Source organism: Streptomyces roseicoloratus (genome assembly GCF_004117935.1).
GTDB lineage: Bacteria > Actinomycetota > Actinomycetes > Streptomycetales > Streptomycetaceae > Streptomyces > Streptomyces roseicoloratus.
In genome coordinates this window covers 1-17,899 of record NZ_SDOY01000047.1, presented here as the reverse complement: position 1 = coordinate 17,899, position 17,899 = coordinate 1, and the positions used below count along the sequence as shown (strand labels likewise).

15 protein-coding genes are annotated in these 17,899 nt (G+C 74.0%); 3 read left to right on the top strand and 12 right to left on the bottom strand.

What is annotated here, in order from left to right:
* Positions 1-578 (bottom strand): TerD family protein (locus tag ESG85_RS03570; RefSeq protein WP_164986153.1); only part of this gene is annotated, 578 nt, incomplete at its 3' end.
* Between the two features lie 117 nt (positions 579-695).
* Positions 696-1,271 carry a M48 metallopeptidase family protein gene (locus ESG85_RS03565; RefSeq protein WP_128976537.1) on the bottom strand — a complete coding sequence of 192 codons (576 nt, stop codon included), beginning with the start codon at positions 1,269-1,271 and terminating at the stop codon, positions 696-698.
* A gap of 186 nt (positions 1,272-1,457) precedes the next feature.
* Between ESG85_RS03565 and ESG85_RS03560 the strand changes: the two genes are divergently transcribed.
* Positions 1,458-2,768 carry a ThiF family adenylyltransferase gene (locus ESG85_RS03560; RefSeq protein WP_128976536.1) on the top strand — a complete coding sequence of 437 codons (1,311 nt, stop codon included), beginning with the start codon at positions 1,458-1,460 and terminating at the stop codon, positions 2,766-2,768.
* Positions 2,769-2,805: 37 nt separating this feature from the next.
* On the top strand, positions 2,806-4,158 hold the full coding sequence (locus ESG85_RS03555; protein ID WP_128976535.1) for an ABC1 kinase family protein: 1,353 nt from the start codon (positions 2,806-2,808) through the stop codon (positions 4,156-4,158).
* A gap of 77 nt (positions 4,159-4,235) precedes the next feature.
* Here ESG85_RS03555 and ESG85_RS03550 read toward each other — a convergent pair whose 3' ends face one another.
* The 5 genes from ESG85_RS03550 to ESG85_RS03525 form a co-directional block, all read right to left on the bottom strand.
* Positions 4,236-4,418 (bottom strand): hypothetical protein, encoded by a 183-nt coding sequence (locus tag ESG85_RS03550; RefSeq protein WP_181018952.1) that lies wholly within the window; start codon positions 4,416-4,418, stop codon positions 4,236-4,238.
* A gap of 99 nt (positions 4,419-4,517) precedes the next feature.
* Positions 4,518-4,841, bottom strand: a complete 324-nt coding sequence (locus tag ESG85_RS03545; protein ID WP_128976533.1) for a hypothetical protein — start codon at positions 4,839-4,841, stop codon at positions 4,518-4,520.
* Entirely contained in the window at positions 4,838-5,206 is a 369-nt protein-coding gene (locus ESG85_RS03540; protein WP_128976532.1) for a WhiB family transcriptional regulator, read from the bottom strand. Before ESG85_RS03540 ends, ESG85_RS03545 begins: the two co-directional genes overlap by 4 nt.
* A gap of 173 nt (positions 5,207-5,379) precedes the next feature.
* A complete protein-coding gene (locus ESG85_RS03535) occupies positions 5,380-5,721 on the bottom strand; it encodes a hypothetical protein (RefSeq protein ID WP_246094789.1) in 342 nt (113 codons plus the stop codon).
* 170 nt (positions 5,722-5,891) lie between these two features.
* The gene (locus tag ESG85_RS03525) at positions 5,892-8,105 is read right to left on the bottom strand and encodes an ATP-dependent DNA helicase UvrD2 (RefSeq protein WP_128976529.1); all 2,214 of its coding nucleotides are present in this window, start codon (positions 8,103-8,105) and stop codon (positions 5,892-5,894) included.
* A 151-nt stretch (positions 8,106-8,256) separates the two neighbouring features.
* Between ESG85_RS03525 and ESG85_RS03520 the strand changes: the two genes are divergently transcribed.
* The gene (locus tag ESG85_RS03520) at positions 8,257-8,514 is read left to right on the top strand and encodes a mycoredoxin (RefSeq protein ID WP_128976528.1); all 258 of its coding nucleotides are present in this window, start codon (positions 8,257-8,259) and stop codon (positions 8,512-8,514) included.
* Between the two features lie 139 nt (positions 8,515-8,653).
* Here ESG85_RS03520 and nudC read toward each other — a convergent pair whose 3' ends face one another.
* The 5 genes from nudC to ESG85_RS03490 all read right to left on the bottom strand — a co-directional run.
* On the bottom strand, positions 8,654-9,601 hold the full coding sequence (nudC, locus tag ESG85_RS03515) for an NAD(+) diphosphatase (protein WP_128976527.1): 948 nt from the start codon (positions 9,599-9,601) through the stop codon (positions 8,654-8,656).
* Between the two features lie 168 nt (positions 9,602-9,769).
* Entirely contained in the window at positions 9,770-11,221 is a 1,452-nt protein-coding gene (locus ESG85_RS03510; protein WP_128976526.1) for a dipeptidase, read from the bottom strand.
* 10 nt (positions 11,222-11,231) lie between these two features.
* Positions 11,232-14,786 (bottom strand): ATP-dependent helicase, encoded by a 3,555-nt coding sequence (locus tag ESG85_RS03505; RefSeq protein WP_164986152.1) that lies wholly within the window; start codon positions 14,784-14,786, stop codon positions 11,232-11,234.
* A 141-nt stretch (positions 14,787-14,927) separates the two neighbouring features.
* Positions 14,928-15,740 carry a hypothetical protein gene (locus ESG85_RS03495; RefSeq protein WP_128976523.1) on the bottom strand — a complete coding sequence of 271 codons (813 nt, stop codon included), beginning with the start codon at positions 15,738-15,740 and terminating at the stop codon, positions 14,928-14,930.
* 121 nt (positions 15,741-15,861) lie between these two features.
* On the bottom strand, positions 15,862-17,899 hold a 2,038-nt coding region (locus tag ESG85_RS03490; RefSeq protein WP_164986151.1), incomplete at its 5' end, for a PD-(D/E)XK nuclease family protein.

Sequence of the window (17,899 nt, the reverse complement as noted above, 5' to 3'; positions counted from 1 at the left end):
GGGGCGAAGCCCGGCGTGGCGGCGGGTGGCTGCTGGGCCGGGGCCTCCTCTTCGGCGACCTCGCCGCCGAAGTTCTTCAGGAGCGCCTCCAGGCCTCCGTCGAAGCCCTGACCGACGGCGGCGAACCGCCACACGTCCTTCAGGTAGAAGTCGCCGAGCATCACGGCGCGCTCGGTGGAGAACTCGGCACCGGTGAACGCGTACCGGGCGACCTCCTCGCCGCCCGCCACGATCCGGATCCAGCCCGGACCGACCTGCGACATCTGCCCGGCGCCGTCGATCGTCGCGGTGAAGGACAGCTTGTGGATGTGCGCCGGAATGCGGTCCAGCGTCACGCGGAACGACTCCGTGTCACCGGCCTGCGCGCCGAGCAGCTGGATCGACTCCTCCGGCGACTTCGGCTGGTTGAAGAACACGAAGTAGCGGTCGTCGGAGAGCCGCTCGTCGGCGTCCAGGCCGAAACAGCTGATGTCGAAGCTCAGACCGGGCGCCGCGATCTGCACGCCCACGTACAGATCCGTCCCCGCCGTGAGATCACTGATCTTGGCCTTGTGGCCGCGTTGGAATTCCCTGGCCATGTGTGAGGACCGTCCCCCATCCCGAAACGACGAATGCGTCGCGCCAGGCTAACGGGTGGCCCGGACATCGCGGCAGGGCCGGGTCCGTTCGGTACAGAACCGGAGCAATGCGCTGGGTCAGCCCTCGCGACCGTCCGTGAGATGCGGCAGCCGGCCGGCCGCGGCCACGCCCTCCAGATAGCCGCGGGCCCGCTCGGTCCGCGGATAGGCGTCGAGCAGCCGCCAGAAACGCGGCCCGTGGCCCGGCACGAGGAGGTGCGCCAGCTCGTGGCACAGCACGTAGTCGACGACGTACTCGGGCATGCCCTGGAGCCGGTGCGAGAGCCGGATACTTCCTTCGGACGGGGTGCACGAGCCCCACCGGGTGTTCTGGTTCGTCACCCACCGCACGGACGTCGGGCGGGCCCGGCCGTCGAAGTACTGCTCCGACAGCTGCGCGGCCCGCTCGGTCAGCTCCCGGTCGCCGCGGACGCTCCTGCTCTCCTGGGCGGCCAGCTTGTCCAGCATGACGGTGACCCACCGCTTCTCCTCCGCCTCCGACATCCGGGCGGGGATGAGCACGACGGTCCGGTCGCCCTCGCGGTAGGCGGAGACCGTTCTGCTCCGGCGGGCGCTCCTGCGGACCTCGACCGCGCTCGGCCCCGAGCCGCGGGGCGGGCTGCTTGTCACGCTGCGCTGTGGGTCGGCCGACACGGCCCCGACGTTACCCGGCGGCGCCGGGGAAAGTCCCGCACCACCGCATTCGAATGATTAATGCCTCAGCCCTGTGGACAACTTTCCGCACCGCTCCCCCGGCCCGGGCAACCTACTCGTGGAACGGACGGAAACACGGTGACGCACCACACGGTGACGCACCGACGACGGGGGTGGGTGGTTCCCATGCATCCGATGGTGAAACCGGCGCTGCGGCGTGCCTGGCGGAACATGCGGTACGTGCAGTTCGGCGTGACGCCCGCGCACGCCGTGGTCCTGGGACCGGTGGACACGACGACGGGCAGCCTGATCGGCCTGCTCGACGGCACCCGCGGCATGAAGCTGCTGCGGGCGGAGGCGGCGGCGCTCGGACTGCCCGAGGGCCGTCTCGACGCCCTGCTCGACCGGCTCGCCGCGGCGGGCCTGATCGCCGACGCCTCGGTCCGCCCGCCGGGCGGCCGGCGGGACGACGATCCCGGCGGCCGGGCGGACCCCGCACTCGACCCGGTGCGCGCCGACCTGGCCTCGCTGTCGGTGGTGCACCGGGCGCCCGACGGGGCGGCGCGTGCGCTGGCGGCGCGGCGCGCGTCACGGGTGCAGGTGCGCGGCGCGGGACGCGTCGGCGCGGCGGTCGCCGCACTGCTGTCGGCGGCGGGTGTCGGACGGGTCGAGGTCCTGGACGCGGGCACGGTCGCGCCCTGGGAGGTGTCGCCGAGCGGCCTGCCGCCCGAATCGGTCGGCGACCGCCGCGCGGTGGCCGCCCGCCGCCTGGTCACCCGCGCCGCCCCGGGCGGCCGCCCACCACGCCGGGCCCGGACGGCCGGGGGACGGCCTGGGGTGCGGGCCGGGGAACGGCCTGGGGGGCGGGCCGGGGGTCAGTCCGGCAAGCGGGTCGCGGGCTGGGACGGGGGCTCGGCCGGGGGCGGGAACGGGGGGCGGGGAGAGGGAGGGGGTGGGGGCGGGGGCGGGGAGACCGGGGTTTCGCTTGTGGTGGTCGCGCCTCGTGACGGTCTCGGCGCCTACGTGCCCGACCCCGTTCCCGCCGAACCCTGGATCGTCACCGGCACGCCGCATCTCTACGCGGGGGTGCTCGAAGCGACCGGTGTGGTGGGCCCGTTGGTGCTGCCGGGCGGTACGGCGTGCGCGGGCTGCATGCAGCGGGAGCTGGCCGACCGGGAGCCGGTGTGGCCGCGGCTTCCGGCGCAGTGGCGTTCGGGCCGGCCGCATCCGCTGCCGGCGTGCGACGTGTCGCTCGCGTCGGCGGTGGCGGGTCTCGCCGCGGCGCACGCGTTGGCCTTCCTGGACGGCGATCTGCCGTCGAGCGCCGGGGCGCGGTGGGAGGTGTCGCTGCCGTTGCTGGAGTGGCGCTCGGAGCAGGTGCGGGCGCATCCGGAGTGTCCGTGCGGGGCGCGCCGCGGTGGTGAGGCGGAGCATGCGATGGAGGCTCGAGCGGCGCACGACACAATGGCGGGGCAGGGCCCGCCCCGAGGGTCCTGATTCGGTGCGGCACTGCGGTCTGGGACCTGGAGGGCGTATGTCTGATCTTCCCCGGAAGGCGGTCACGCGGACCGCGAAGCTGGCCGCGTTGCCTCTGAGCTTCGCCGGGCGTACGGCACTTGGGCTGGGCAAGCGGATCGGCGGGCGGCCGGCCGAGGCCATTGCCGCCGAGCTCCAGAAGCGGACTGCCGAGCAGTTGTTCTCGACGCTGGGTCAGCTCAAGGGCGGGGCCATGAAGTTCGGGCAGGCGATGTCGGTGTTCGAGTCGGCGCTGCCGGAGGAGATCGCGGGGCCTTATCGGGCTGCGCTGACGCGGCTTCAGGACGCGGCTCCGCCGATGCCGACGCGGACGGTGCACGCGGTGTTGGAGGAGCGGCTGGGTGAGGGATGGCGGGAGCTGTTCCTGGGTTTCGAGGACAAGCCGGCGGCGGCCGCGTCGATCGGGCAGGTGCACCGGGCGGTGTGGCACGACGGCCGTGAGGTCGCGGTGAAGGTGCAGTATCCGGGGGCGGGTGAGGCGTTGCTCGCGGATCTGACGCAGTTGAGCAGGTTCGCGCGGCTGCTGGGTCCGCTGGTTCCCGGGATGGATGTGAAGCCGCTGATCACGGAGATGCGGGACCGGGTTTCCGAGGAGCTGGACTACGGGCTGGAGGCCGAGGCGCAGCGGGCGCACGCGGAGGTGTTCGCGGGCGATCCGGACGTGGTGGTGCCGGCGGTGGTGCATCAGTCGGAGCAGGTGCTGGTGACGGAGTGGATGGACGGCGTTCCGTTGTCGGAGGTGATCGCGGACGGCACTCCGGAGCAGCGGGACCGGGCGGGGCAGCTGCTGGCGCGTTTTCTGTTCTCGGGGCCCGCGCGGACGGGTCTGTTGCATGCGGATCCGCATCCGGGGAATTTCCGGTTGCTGCCGGGTCCGGAGGGGGCCGATGACGGGTCGGCGGCTTCGTGGCGGTTGGGTGTGCTGGACTTCGGCACGGTGGACCGGTTGCCGGGCGGGTTGCCGGAGACGATCGGTGCCTGTCTGCGGATGGCGCTGTCGGGGCAGGCGGAGCCGGTGTACGCGTTGTTGTGTGCGGAGGGCTTCGTGAAGGAGTCCGTGGTGCTCGATCCGGACGCGGTGCTGGACTATCTGCTTCCGATCGTCGAGCCGGCGGAGGTGGAGGCGTTCGGTTTCACCCGTGGCTGGATGCGGGCGCAGGCGGCGCGGATCGCCGATCCTCGCTCGCCTGCCCATCAGTTGGGCAGGCAGCTCAATCTGCCGCCTGCCTATCTGCTGATACACCGTGTGACGTTGAGCACGATCGGGGTGCTGTGTCAGCTGGGGGCGACGGTGCGGTTGCGGGACGAGCTGGAGGAGTGGCTGCCGGGTTTCGTCGCCGAGGACGAGTAGGCGGCCGGGCGGGCCTTCGGTCGGCTGGGCCGGCGGGCCGCCGGCCGGGCCGGGGGCCGGGTCGGCGGCCCTCCGGGTCACCACCAGGAGGAGTCGAGGCGGCCTTCGATGGCCCTGATGTTGGCGCGGGCGCAGTCTTCGCAGAAGTACTGGCGGGTGCCGTTCTCCACTGAGCAGGTCCAGGTGACGGGCAGCTCGGGGGCGGTTTTCCCGCAGCGGGCGCACACGATGAGCGGCTCGTCGGCAGGGGTGTCGTTCACCTGGGTGACGATAACCCGAAGGGTGCCCGTGTCGGGGGCAACGCACCGCGGGGGCCGGTCCGTTCGGACCGGCCCCCGCGGTGTCCGGGTCTGCCTGGGTCAGTGCATGACGGCCATGGCGATGGCGCGGCGGGCGCGCATCGACACGCGCTCGGCGCGTCGCTGCATGCGCCGGGCGGCGACCAGGCGCGAGGCCTGGCGTTCCGCGTCGGCTTCCCGCATGCGGTCGTGCATATGGGCACGGGCCAGGGCTTCTGGGATGAGTTGCATCTCACGGGTCCTGTTCTGGCGCGAGCGGTTCGCGCCGCTGATCGAAACGTCTGGGGTCGCGGAGCCGGAGGGCTCGTGGGCGGACGAGGTCATCGGGGCCTGCTTCTGGGGATCGTGCGTGAGGGGGCGGTCGACGGTTCCGAGGGCGTTCATGCCGCAACCGGGTTCTTGCGCGGGCGGCCGCGGGGCCGCTTGCGGGCGACGACCACGCCCTGGACGAAGAGCTCTCCACCCCAGACGCCCCAGGGCTCGCGTCGCTCCTTGGCGCCCGCGAGGCAGGCTTCCATGAGCGGGCAGGTCCGGCAGAGCGACTTGGCGTACTCGACGTCGGCCGGGGACTCGGCGAAGAAGACCTCGGGGTCGTACGAGCGGCACGGGACGGGTACGCCGAGGTTCTCGATGGCGTCGTCGAGCGCGGTGAGCGCGGTGAGGGGGGTCAAGGTGGAGTCCTCCGTGGGGCGGGGCGGGGGGATCGTTTCGGAAGGCGGTACGGACGGGGCGTGCGCTTCGAGTTGCACGGGTTTGTCTTCCTCGTCTGTCGTTCCGGCCTGTTGGCCGGGTTTTGTGTTGGTACCGGTCACTGCTGGTCCCGAGGCCCCTTCGTTCCGTCGTCCCCGTTCGGGGACAAACAGAAGGGCCGCGGATCCCTGGTGGGGTTCCGCGGCCCTGAAGGCGCCGGCCTGATCGTCGATCAGGCTGGATCACTCCAGGGTTCGAGCCCACGGAAGGCCCACATCGTGTGGTGCTGCTGCGTCGTCGTCCGAATGCCGGCACCGGTCGCCGCGAAGCCGTAGGCAGCGGCCTTGGCCTTGCCCTCTACTCCTGCTTCCAGTGCCTTGGTCGGTCGCTCACTGCGCTCAGGGCGATCCATCAGGAGACCGGTCATGCCGAGGGGCAGACCGGCGCCGGACAGACCGGTGCCAAAGAGCGCGGAGGACGCGGAGGCGGCGAGGCCGAGCGAGCATGCGGAGGCGACGACCGAGCGATCGGTCATTTTGGCGGTGCTGGTCTTGATGTTCTTGATGCTGATCACTGGAATCGCCTCCTCTCGGCGTCTCGGAGGGCTCGGTGTGAGCCTGACCCTCATGTTCGATTGGACAAGTACAGCACGAAGACAGGGCTTCCAAGAAGCCGCTGTGTCGTGGTTAAGAACCTATGGGGCTTGACGGGGCGGGCGCAAACTATTTTTCCCACGAGTTTTTCTCAGGCCTCGTCGTGGCTTCCTCCGGGCTCTTCACCTGCGCAGATGGCCAGTACGTCGGCGCCGAAGCGGTCGAGCTTGCGGACCCCTACGCCGGCGATCGTGACGAGCTCTCCGTCGGAGGCGGGGACGCGCTCGGCGATGGCCATCAGCGTCTTGTCGGTGAACACGCAATAGGGCGGCTGGCCGAGCCGGCGGGCCTGTTCCATGCGCCAGTCGCGCAGCCGCTCGTAGAGCCCCTCGTCCATGTCGGAGGGGCAGTCCTCGCAGCGCATGAGTTTCATCTCGCCGGCTTCGGTGAGGGTGGTGCCGCAGACGCGGCAGCGGACCGGCCCGCGCCGTTTGCGCCGTCCGGGGGCGTCGGCGCGGTCCGTGCCTCCGCCGGTTCCTCCGCCGAGGGCCCTGCCGAAGCCCGGGCCGCCGCCGGTGCCCGCCGTGCCGAGCGGGCCGGAGCCGGGCCGCAGGCCCTTCAGGAAGCGGGTGGGGCGCCGGGAGGCGCGGCCGCCCGGGGAGCGGGAGAGCGCCCAGGACAGTGTCAGGTGGACGCGGGCGCGGGTGACGCCGACGTAGAGGAGCCGGCGCTCCTCCTCGATCTGTTCGTCGGTCTTGGCGTAGGTGATCGGCATCATGCCTTCGGTGAGGCCGACGAGGAAGACGGCGTCCCATTCGAGGCCCTTGGCGGCGTGCAGCGAGGCGAGGGTGACGCCCTGGACGGTGGGGGCGTGCTGGGCGGCGGCCCGTTCGTCGAGTTCGGCGACCAGGTCGGAGAGGGTGGCGCCGGGCTTGGCGCGGGCGAAGTCCTCGGCGAGCCGGACGAGTGCGGCGAGTGACTCCCAGCGGTCGCGGACGGCTCCGGAGCCGGCGGGCGGTTCGCTGGTCCAGCCCTTGGTGGAGAGGACGGCCCGGACCTGGGCGGGCAGGTCCTCGGCGTCGTCGAGCAGCGGGTCGTTGCCTCCGGCGCGGGCGGCGCCGCGCAGGGCGACGCCCGCCTCGCGGACCTCCTGGCGTTCGAAGAAGCGCTCGGCGCCGCGGAGCTGGTAGGGGACGCCGGCGTCGGCGAGGGCCTGTTCGTAGATCTCCGACTGGGCGTTGACCCGGTAGAGGACGGCGATCTCGCCGGCGGGGACGCCGGTGGCGATGAGGTCGCGGATGCGGCGGGCGGTGCCTTCGGCCTCGGCGGGTTCGTCCGCGTACTCGGTGTAGGCGGGGCCGGGGCCGGGGTCGCGCTGGGAGATCAGTTCCAGGCGGTGTTCGGCGGCCCGGCCGCGGGCCTGGCCGAGCAGGCCATTGGCCAGGTGGACGACCTGGGGGGTGGAGCGGTAGTCCCGGACCAGTTTGATCACGGTGGCGTCGGGGTGGCGGGTGCGGAAGTTCAGCAGGTGGTCGGGGGTGGCGCCGGTGAACGAGTAGATCGTCTGGCTGGCGTCGCCGACGACGCAGAGGCTGTCGCGGTCGCCGAGCCAGAGGTCGAGGAGTCGCTGCTGGAGCGGGGAGACGTCCTGGTACTCGTCGACGACGAAGTGCTGGTACTGCCGGCGGATCTGGTCGGCGATGTCGTGGCGGTCCTGGAGGATGCCGACGGTGAGGAGCAGCACGTCCTCGAAGTCGATGACGTCGCGCTCGCGCTTGAGCTGCTCGTACATCGCGTAGATCTGGCCGGTCTCGGCGGGGTCGCGGGGGCAGTCGCGGGCGGCCTTGGCGACGGCGGCCGGGTAGTCGGCGGGGACGGTCTGGGTGACCTTGGCCCATTCGATCTCGCTGGTGACGTCCCGCAGCTCGTTCCGGTCGAGGCGGACGCGGCAGCGGGCGGCGGCGTCGGCGACGAGCTGGACCTTCCGCTCCAGGAGGCGGGGCAGTTCGCCGCCGACGGCTTTCGGCCAGAAGTACTGGAGCTGGCGGAGGGCCGCGGAGTGGAAGGTGCGGGCCTGGACGCCGCCGGCGCCGAGCTGGCGGAGCCGGCCGCGCATCTCGCCCGCGGCGCGGTTGGTGAAGGTGACGGCGAGCACGCCGGCGGGCGGGACGATCCCGGCCCGCACCCCGTAGGCGATGCGGTGGGTGATGGCCCGCGTCTTGCCCGTACCGGCTCCGGCGAGGACGCACACCGGGCCGTGCAGGGCGAGGGCGACCTCGCGCTGCTCGGGGTCGAGCCCGTCGAGCACCGCGTCGGCCGACTCGGGGACCTGCGGGAAGAGAGTGGAGTGCGTTGCTGGTGTCACCCCGCCATGCTGCCAGGTCCGGCGTGATCGATGCGGCCCGTCGTCCACAGGCGTATGGCACCGGTCATACGAATGCGGTTCCGGGAATGGCGGGCCGGGGGCGTACGTTCTTCCTCTCGGCATTCACCCGCGAACAGAGGAGCGCCTGGCCATGCAGGGCACTGTGACGATGTACAGCACCACGTGGTGCGGCTACTGCCGCCGGCTGAAGAGCCAGCTGGACCGTGAGGGCATCGCGTACACGGAGATCAACATCGAGCAGGACCCCGACTCGGCGAAGTTCGTCGAGCAGGCCAACGGCGGCAACCAGACGGTTCCGACCGTGCGCGTGGTCCCGGAGGCCGGCGGCTCCGAGGTCGTCATGACCAACCCGAGCCTGGCCCAGGTCAAGCAGGCCCTCGCCGCCTGACCCGAGGCCCGAGGCCGTTCGTGGCCGGAAACAGCCCCCGCCGGACGGTGCCGGACGGGGGCTGTCGCATTCCGTTTACGGGTGGGCGGGCCGGGCCGGCCGCGCGGTGGGCCGGTCACGCGGGCCCGCCTCCCCCGGCTCAGGCCGTGTCGCCGGGCTTGGGCAGGGGCTTGCCGTACCAGAGCTCGATCAGCCGGGAGGCGATCGAGATGCCGTACGGCGGGAGCACCTCGCCCGACTCGAAGGCGGCGGCCAGGTCCTCGCGGGAGAACCAGCGGGCCTCGTGGATCTCCTCGCCGTCCACGGTGATCTCCGCCGACGTCGCCCGGGCGAAGAAGCCCAGCATCAGGCTGGACGGGAAGGGCCAGGGCTGGCTGGCCACGTACTCCACCTCGCCGACCGTGACGCCCGCCTCCTCGAAGACCTCGCGCGCCACCGCCTGCTCGATGGACTCGCCCGGCTCCACGAAGCCGGCCAGGGTCGAGAAGCGGCCCTCGGGCCAGTGCACCTGGCGGCCGAGCAGGGCGCGGTCCTCCTCGTCGGTGACCAGCATGATCACCGCCGGGTCGGTGCGCGGGTAGTGCTCGGCGCCGCAGGCCTGGCAGCGGCGGACGTGCCCGGCTGCGGCGATCACGGTGCGCTCGCCGCAGCGCGAGCAGAAGCGGTGCAGCCGCTGCCAGTTCTCCAGGGCGACGGCGTGGACCATCAGGCCGGCGTCCCGCGGCGACAGCAGCAGGCCCGCCTCGCGCAGTCCGGCGGGGCGCGCGGACTGGTCCATGCGGCCGGGCAGGCTGTCCTTCTGGAGCGCGAAGTAGGAGACGCCGTCGGCGTCCGTGCCCAGGAAGTAGCGGTGGGTCTCGGTGACCGGGGCCTCGAAGGCCGGGGTCATGACGAGCTCGGTCCGTCCGTCGGGCGTGTCGTCGATCAGCACCTGGCCGCCCGAGACCACGAAGACCCTGGTCTTCGGGTGGCTCCAGGCGGCCGCGAGCCACGCCTCGTCGAGACGGTGGTGGGCGGCGCGGTCGATCCCGCTCGGGGCGGTGAGCGAGATCGGGTGGTCCGCGAACGCGTTGTTCAAGGTGCTCACAGGTGCTTCCAACTCCCCCGGATCGGTGTGTGGGTTCGGGCACGGGCCCTGGGCTCGGCCCGGACGGGCCCTGGGCGTCGGGCCCGTGCGGCTGCCGTGCTCGGGGCCTACGGGCCGTGGGCTCGGGCCGGTACGGGCCGTGGGCTCGGGGCCGTACGGGCCGTGGGCTCAGGTCAGGAGGGGCTCCGCGCGGGTGGTGTCGCGCAGGGCCGCGGGCAGGTCGCCCCACAGGTGCGCGGTCGTCTCGACGCCCTTCATGAGGAGGTCGAGCTCGATCTTCTCGTTCGGGGCGTGCCAGCCGTCGGAGGGGACCGAGATCCCCAGGAACAGCACCGGGGCGTCCAGCACGTCCTGGAGGTCGGCGGCCGGGCCCGAGCCGCCCTCGCGGGTGTAGCGGACCTTGGCGCCGTCGAAGGCGCGGCTCATGGCGCCGGACACCGCCGTGAGGGCGGGGTGGTCGAGCGGCGTGAGGCAGGGCCGGGTCGGGGCGCCGAAGACGATCTCGTGCCGGATGCCGGCCGGGACCTGCTCGGCCAGCCACGTGCGGACGACGGTCTCGATCCGTGCCGGGTCCTGGCCCGCGACCAGCCGGAAGGAGAGCTTGACGTGGGCGGTGGCGGGCACGATCGTCTTGCCGCCGGGGCCCTGGTAGCCGCCGCCGATGCCGTTGACCTCGGCCGTCGGGCGGGCCCAGACGCGCTCCAGGGTGGAGAAGCCGGCCTCGCCGAGGGTGCCGTGGGACCTGGCCGTGGTCAGCCAGGCGTTCTCGTCGAAGGGCAGCTCGGCCATCAGGGCGCGTTCGGCGTCGGTGAGCTCGGTGACGCCGTCGTAGAAGCCGGGGATGGCGACGCGCTCGTCGGAGTCGTGCAGGGCGGCGACGATCCGGCCGGCGACGGTGACGGGGTTGGGCACGGCGCCGCCGAAGGAGCCGGAGTGGATGTCCTGGTCGGGCCCGTACAGGTCGATCTCGCAGTCGGCGACGCCGCGCATGCCGGTGCACACGGTCGGGGTGGTCTCGGACCACATGCCGGTGTCGGAGACGATCACGACGTCGGCGGCGAGCCGGGCGGCGTGCTCCTCGACGAGGGCGCGGAAGTGCGGCGAGCCGGACTCCTCCTCGCCCTCGACGATCATCTTGAGGTGGACGGCGGGCGCGGTGCGGCCGGTCGCGGCGAGGTGGGCGCGGACCCCGAGGGTGTGGAAGAGGACCTGCCCCTTGTCGTCGGCGGCGCCCCGCCCGTACAGGCGGCCGTCGGCGACCACGGGCTCGAACGGCTCGGTGTGCCAGCCGTCCTCGCGGGCGGCGGGCTGCACGTCGTGGTGGCCGTACACGAGGACGGTCGGCGCGTCGGGCTCGCCGGAGGGCCATTCGGCGAACACGGCCGGGGCGCCGTCGGTCTCCCAGATCTCGACGACGGGGAAGCCGGTGCGGCCGAGCGCGGCGGCGAGCCACTCGGCGCTGCGCCGGACGTCGGCGGCCCGCTCGGGCTGCGCCGACACGGAGGGGATCCGCAGCCACTCGGCGAGCTCGCCGAGGAACGCGGAGCGGTGCCGCTCGATGTACGTGCGTACGGCACGGGTGTCCGCGGTGTGGACGGCGCTGTCCGGGGTCTCGCTCATGCTCCTGAGCCTATCCGGCGCCGGAACCCGGCCCGTCGGCGGCCGGTGTGCCGAGGAGCACGGCCTCCAGTTCCGCCCGGCCGGGCAGCCGGGCGGGGCGCACCACCTCCCCCGTGCGTACGTACACGAAGGAGGCGGTCACCTCGTCCGGGTCGAGGCCGTGCTGCTCGGCCCAGGCGAGGCGGTAGAGGGCGAGCTGGAGCGGGTCCGCGTTGCGCAGATGGCTGGTCTTCCAGTCGACGATCTCGTACGCGCCGGTGTCCGGGTCCCGGTAGACGGCGTCGATCCTGCCGCGGATCACCCGGCCCGCGAGGGAGAGGTGGACGGGGATCTCCACGCGGTACGGGGTGCGGCGGGCGTACGGGGTGCGGTCGAAGGCCTCCTTGAGGGCGTCCAGGTCCCGCTCGTCGAGGATCTCCGGCTCGCCCGCGAACTCCTCGCCGCCGGGCAGCTCGTCGGGGCCGAGCATGGGCAGCGGCAGTTCCTCGAAGCGGGACTCCACCCAGGCGTGGAAGCGGGTGCCGCGCCGGGCGGCGGGCTGCGGCGGCTTGGGCATGGGCCGGGCCAGTTCCTTGGCGAAGCCCTCGGGGTCGGCGGCGAGCCGCAGCACCTGGGAGGCGGAGAGGTACGCGGGCAGCAGGACGTCCCGGGTGGTGGCGCGGGAGCGGTGCAGCTCGGCGGTGAGGGCGGTGAGGTCGCGGTCCCAGGAGGCGATGGTGCGGGCGTCCTCGGGGGTGAGACCCGGGTCCGCCGGGCGGGGGCGGCCGGTCGGGTCCGCCGGGCGGGAACCGCTGGCCGGGTCCGCCGGGCGGAGCTCGGCCCGGGGTGCCGGGACCTCCGCGTGGGGCTCGTCGTCCCGGGGCGGGCCCGCGCCCGCGTCCTCGCCTTCGCCCGCGTCCTCGCCTTCGCCTTCGCCCTCGTCGTACTCGTACTCGTGCGGGGGCTCCTCCAGGTCCTCCAGCTCCTCCAGGTCCTTCAGGTCCTCCGGAAGCCAGAGGTCGTCGGCGTCGGCGTCGGGGTGCGACGGAACGGGCGCCGGCGTGGCGGGGCCGTGCCCGTCCGTTCCGCCCTGCGGGGCGAGGGCCCACAGCCGGGTGAGAACCTGCTGCGCCGCTTCCCGGCGGCGCTCCAGGCCTTCCTTGTCCAGCGGCAGCGGCCAGGCCTGGTCGGCGAGGTCCGCGGTCAGGAGCGGGTTGGCGTCGCCCTCCTCCGGGGCGTCCGCCCAGGCCTCGATCTCGCCGTGCCCGGCCGCGCAGTGCTCGTACAGGGCCTCCAGGAACGGGGAGGGGCCGCGCGGCTTCTTCTGGGCCGGGCCCCACCAGTGGGCGGAGCCCAGGAGGAGGGAGCGCGGGCGGGTGAAGGTCACGTAGCCGAGGCGGAGCTCCTCGGTGTGCTGGTGGTCGCGCAGCTCCTCCTTGAAGGCCTTCAGGGAGGCGGCGGTCCAGTCGTCGAGCGCGGGCAGGGTCGCGGCGTCGCCGCGCAGGGCGTGCGGGAGGACCTGGGGTTGGGAGGTCCAGGACTCGCGGGCGCGGGTGGACGGGAACTGGCCGGTGACCAGGCCGGGCACCGCGACCACGTCCCACTCCAGGCCCTTGGACTTGTGGGCGGTCATCACCTTGACGGTGTCCTCGCCGCCGGGCAGGGCGTTGTCCAGGCCCTTCTCGTACTGGGCTGCGGTGCGCAGGAAGCCGAGGAAGGCGAGCAGGGTGGCCTCGCCGTCGAGGGAGGCGAAGCCGGCGGCGATGTCGAGGAAGTTGCCGAGGGTCTCGCGGCGGCGGGCGGCCAGGGCGTGCGGCGAGGCGGAGAGTTCGACCTCCAGGCCGGTGGCGGCGAGGACCCGGTGCAGGACGTCCATCAGCGGGTCGGCGAGCGAGGTGCGCAGGGCGCGCAGTTCGGCGGCGAGGCGGGCGAAGCGGACGCGGGCCTCGGCGGAGAAGGGCAGGCCGTCGTCCTCGCCGCCGGAGTCGAGGAAGGTGTCGAGGGCGTCGGCGAGGGAGATCACCTCGGCGGGGTCGACGCCTTCGACGGCGGCGGCGAGCCGCTGGTCGGCGTCGTCCGTGCCCTCGCCCGGGCGGTGGACGAGGAGTCGGGCGCGGCGGCCGAGGAGGGCGAGGTCGCGGGGGCCGATGCGCCAGCGGGGGCCGGTGAGGAGCCGGACGAGGGAGGCGTTGGCGCCGGGGTCCTGGAGGACCTCGCAGACGGCGACGAGGTCGGCGACCTCGGGCAGGTGGAGCAGGCCGGAGAGGCCGACGACCTCGACGGGGACGTCACGCGCGACGAGGGCGGCCTGGACGGCCGGGAAGTCGGTGGCGGTGCGGCACAGGACGGCGATCTCGCCGGGCGGGGTGCCGGTGCGGACGAGGTGGGCGAGGGAGTCGGCGAGCCAGTCGATCTCGTCGGCGTGGGTGGGGAGCAGGGCGATGCGGACGCTGCCGTCGCGCTCGGCGCCGGGCGCGGGCCGCAGCGCCTCCACGCCCGCGTGCAGGGCGCGCAGCGGGGCGGCGAGGTTGTTGGCGAGGTCGAGGAGGCGGCCGCCGCTGCGCCGGTTCTCGGAGAGGGCGAAGCGGGTGGCGGGGCGGCCGTCGGCGTACGGGAAGTGCTCGGGGAAGTCGTCGAGGTTGGCGACGGAGGCGCCGCGCCAGCCGTAGATGGCCTGGCAGGGGTCGCCGACGGCGGTCACGGCGTGCCCGGTGCCCTGGCCGAAGAGGCCGGAGAGGAGCAGTCGCTGGGCGACGGAGGTGTCCTGGTACTCGTCGAGGAGGACGACGCGGAACTCGTCGCGGAGGATCGCGCCGACCTCGGGCCGGGTGGTGGCGAGCTCGGCGGAGAGGGCGATCTGGTCGCCGAAGTCGAGCAGGTCGCGGGAGCGTTTGGCGGCGCGGTAGCGGACGACGAGGTCGAGGAGCTCGCGGCGCGCGGTGCCGGCTTCGGGGAGTTTGCGCAGGTCGGCGTTGGTGAGTTTGGCGCCGGCGAGCTCGGCGAGCAGCTCGGTGTCGTAGGCGAGGAGCCGCTCGGGCGCCACGAGATGTTCGGCGAGCTCGGCGTCGAGGGCGAGCAGGTCGCCGACGAGGGTCGGGAAGGAGCGGGTGAGCGCGGGGTACGGGCCGGGGGCCTCGCGCAGGACGCGGGCGGCGAGCTGGTAGCGGGTGGCGTCGGCCAGCAGCCGGGAGGTGGGTTCCAGGCCGATGCGCAGGCCGTGGTCGGTGAGGAGCCGGCCGGCGAAGGCGTGGTACGTGGAGATGCCGGGCTCGCCGGGAGGGTTGTCCGGGTCGATGACGTCGGGGTCGGTGACGCCGGCGCGGACGAGGGCGGTGCGGACGCGTTCGGCGAGCTCGCCGGCGGCCTTGTTGGTGAAGGTGAGACCGAGGACCTGCTCGGGCGCGACCTGGCCGGTGCCGACCAGCCAGACCACCCGGGCGGCCATCACCGTCGTCTTGCCGGAGCCGGCTCCGGCCACGATGACCTGCGGGGCGGGCGGCGCGGTGATGCAGGCCGTCTGCTCCGGGGTGAACGGGATGCCGAGCAGCTCCTTGAGCTGCTCGGGGTCGGTGATGCGTGCGGTCACCCGAAAGAGGCTAACGGGGACGACTGACAGCGCGGGGCGGGCGTCGTGGGCCGGTGGGGGCGGGGCCGGTGTCCGGGGGCTTCGCCCCGGGCCCCCGGGACCCGTGGGGGGCGGTGGTCGGGGCGGGCCCGGTCCTGGCGGTCAGGTGGCGGTGCCCGGGTCCAGCTTGGACAGGTCGACGGTCTCGTCGGCGGGCGGGACGACGACCTTCACGGGCTTGTCGTAGTCGGAGAGCGTCACGGATCCGGGCTCGCCACCGCCCGTCTTGACCGTCCTCAGGATGTACGGCTTGCCGCTCTGCGCGACCGAGACGGTGGTGGTCTCGCCGCCCGTCTTCTTCTTGACCAGGGTGGCCACGGGTGTGCCGTTCACCTCACCGTCCGGCCCGCGGACCAGACCCGTGCGGTCCTTTTTGTCCTTGCCGAGGTCGGCGAGGAGCGCCTTCAGGTCGCAGACGCCGCTGAGGCCCTCGGTGCCGGCCCGGCCCTGGGGGATCTTCAGCCAGCGGCCCTTGAGGAGTTCGATCGTCGCGTCGATCTGCGCGGGCGGCAGGCCCTGGGAGGTCATGGACGCGCGCCAGAAGGCCTCGTCGCCCTTCATGTACGTGACCCCGCTGGTCTGACGGAGCTCGGCGGCGCCGCCCCGGAGCTTGATGGCGCCGGTGCACTCGCTCCTGTCGTTGACGGCGAAGTCGACGTCCAGCGGCTGCCCTCCGGAGACGACGCGGCCGGCCATGCGCAGCGAGGTCGCGGACTGGGTGGCGGTGACGGCCTTCTCGCCGATCTGGTCGGCGGTGAGGCCCTCGAAGGGGTCGGGCGAGGGGCTGGGGGCGGCCGGGGGCGCGGCGGCCGTGGCGAGGGCGGGTGGTGCGGGGGCGGCCAGGGCGGGTGCGGTGGCACCGGCGATCAGGGCGGCGCAGACGACGCCGGCGGCGCGGAGTGTGGTGGACGCCATGCGAGCCTCCTCGCGGTCTCCCCGAAATTCCAGGGTGCCGGAGGGGACGGGCGGGCGCGACTCCGGGCCCGGAGCCGTGCCGGAGGGGACGGGCGGGCGCGGCTCCGGGCCCGGAGCGCGGTCAGTCGACGATGTGGCGGCCCTCCGGGCGGGCGCTGCACGAGGCACGGAAGGTGCAGGTCGTGCAGTGCTGGCCGGTCGTCGGGGTGAAGCGTTCGTCGAGGACGCGGCCGGCCGCGGTCGCGAGGAGGTCGCCGATCCACTCGCCGTCCGGAGGCTGCTGGGCCTGGACCTTGGGCAGCGCGTCCCCGCCCTCCTTCTTGGGCGCGGCCTGCCGCAGGTGGACGAGCTCGGCGCCGCCGGGTTCGGGTGTGCGGCCGCCGAAGGCCTCGTCGACGGCGCCCTCGCGGACGGCGAGCTGGTAGACCGCGAGCTGCGGGTGGCGGGCGACCTCGTCCTTGGTGGGCGCCGACTTGCCGGTCTTGAAGTCGACGACGTACGCGCGGCCCTGTTCGTCTGCCTCGACGCGGTCCATGGAGCCGCGGATGCGGACCTGGTAGTCGCCCGCGCCCAGCGTCACGTCGAAGTCGTGCTCGGTGGCGGCGGGCGTGCGGCCGGCGCGGTCCATGACGTGCCAGTGCAGGAAGCGTTCCAGGGCGATCCGGGCGTTCCGCTTCTCCTGCGCGGACTTCCACGGCGCGTCGAAGGCGAGGGCGTCCCACACGGAGTCGAGCCGGGCCATGAGGACGTCGAGGTCGGCGGGAGTACGGCCGGAGGCGACCTCGTCGGCGAGGACGTGCACGACGTTGCCGAAGCCCTGGGCGGCGGTGGCGGGGGCGTCGGCCTTGACCTCGCGGCCCAGGAACCACTGGAGGGCGCAGGTGTTGGCGAGCTGGTCGAGCGCCGAGCCGGACAGGGCCACGGGCCGGTCGCGGTCGCGCAGCGGGACGGTGCTGCGGGTCGGTTCGGCGAGGCCCCACCAGCGGTCGGGGTGGGCGGCCGGGACGAGCGGGTGGCCGTCCTCGTCGGAGAGGGCGGCGAGCCGGGCGAGGCGTTCGGCGGCGGCGGCGCGCAGGGCGGGTGAGGCGTCGGGGTCGACGGTGGTGGCGCGCAGCTCGGCGACGAGGGCGGCGACGGCGAGCGGGCGGCGGGGCCGGCCGGCCACCTCCTTCGGCTCGACGCCGAGTTCGGTGAGGAAACGGGAGGGCTGGTCGCCGTCCTCGGCGGGGGCCTTGACGGCGGTGACGACGAGCCGGTCGCGGGCGCGGGTGGCGGCGACGTAGAAGAGGCGGCGTTCCTCGGCGAGGAGGGCGCCGGGGGTGAGCGGCTCGGCGAGGCCGTCGCGGCCGATCCTGTCCGCTTCGAGGAGGGAGCCGCGGCGGCGCAGGTCGGGCCAGAGGCCCTCCTGGACGCCGGCGACGACGACGAGGCCCCACTCCAGGCCCTTGGAGCGGTGGGCGGTCATGAGGCGTACGGCGTCGGGGCGGGTGTGCCGGCGGGTGAGGGTGTCGGCGGCGATGTCCTGGGCGTCGAGCTCCTCCAGGAAGTTGAGCGCGCCGCGCCCGCCGACCCGGTCCTCGGCGCGGGCGGCGGTCTCGAACAGGGCGCAGACCGCGTCCAGGTCCCGGTCGGCGTTGCGGCCGGGGGTGCCGCCGCGCAGGGAGGCACGCTCGAGTCGGCCGGGCCAGGGCGTGCCGTTCCAGAGGAGCCAGAGCGCCTCCTCGGCGGTGCCGCCGGCCGCCAGCTTGTCGCGGGCGGCCCGCAGCAGCTCGCCGAGGCGCCGCGCCCCGCGCGCGTACGACTGGTCGTGGGCGACGAGCCGCTCGGGCTCGGCGAGCGCCCGCGCGAGCAGGACGTCCGACGGCGCCGGCACCTTGTTCCCACCGGCCCGCTCCTCGTCCCGCAGCGCGCGCCCGAGCCGGCGCAGATCGGCGGGATCCATCCCGGCGAGCGGCGAGGCGAGCAGCGCGACGGCGGTCTCGGTGTCGAGCCAGGAGGGGGCGGCGGGGGGAGCGGGGGGCGCGGGGGCGGCGGCGTCCGCCTTGTCTGCCCCGTCGGCGGCAGCCTTGTCGGCGGCGGCGGCCTTGTCGGGGGCGGCGGCCTTGTCGGGGGCGGCGGCCTTGTCGGGGGCGGCGCCGTCCGCGCTGACCGGGGCCTCG

Bases quoted from the DNA above. Each gene is read 5' to 3' on its own strand.
- ESG85_RS03560 (WP_128976536.1), top strand. From the start codon at position 1,458: ATGCATCCGATGGTGAAACCGGCGCTGCGGCGTGCCTGGCGGAACATG.
- ESG85_RS03555 (WP_128976535.1), top strand. From the start codon at position 2,806: ATGTCTGATCTTCCCCGGAAGGCGGTCACGCGGACCGCGAAGCTGGCC.
- ESG85_RS03545 (WP_128976533.1), bottom strand. From the start codon at position 4,841: ATGAACGCCCTCGGAACCGTCGACCGCCCCCTCACGCACGATCCCCAG.
- ESG85_RS03520 (WP_128976528.1), top strand. From the start codon at position 8,257: ATGCAGGGCACTGTGACGATGTACAGCACCACGTGGTGCGGCTACTGC.
- ESG85_RS03510 (WP_128976526.1), bottom strand. From the start codon at position 11,221: ATGAGCGAGACCCCGGACAGCGCCGTCCACACCGCGGACACCCGTGCC.
- ESG85_RS03495 (WP_128976523.1), bottom strand. From the start codon at position 15,740: ATGGCGTCCACCACACTCCGCGCCGCCGGCGTCGTCTGCGCCGCCCTG.